Genomic DNA, 309 nt, shown 5'->3' on the forward strand with positions numbered 1-309 from the left:
TGTGGCCTCACCGCCGCCGACGGCGGCGCGCTGCCGGCGCTGGCCGCGCAGACGCCGGCAGCGGTGCTGATCCCGGCCGGCGTGCACGGCCCGGCGTTCCTGGTGTTCCGCAACTACGACGCGATCTACGCCTACAACGCCGCCGAAAGCTATGCGCTGGCGATCGCGCTGCTGTCCGACCGGCTGCGCGGCAAGCCCGGGCTGGTCGCGGCCTGGCCGACCGACGACCCCGGCCTGGGCCGCCCCGAGCGGCGCGAATTGCAGACCCTGCTGCTGGCGCGCGGCCACGCCATCGGCCAGGCCGACGGC

1 protein-coding gene is annotated in these 309 nt (G+C 76.4%); it reads left to right on the top strand.

The annotated features are described in order from the left end of the window. Positions 1–309, top strand: a 309-nt coding sequence (locus D183_RS25380; protein WP_039728870.1) for a lytic murein transglycosylase, incomplete at both ends; no start/stop codon positions are given.

It is taken from the genome of Xanthomonas sp. SHU 199, from assembly GCF_000364665.1.
GTDB classification, from domain to species: domain Bacteria; phylum Pseudomonadota; class Gammaproteobacteria; order Xanthomonadales; family Xanthomonadaceae; genus Xanthomonas_A; species Xanthomonas_A sontii.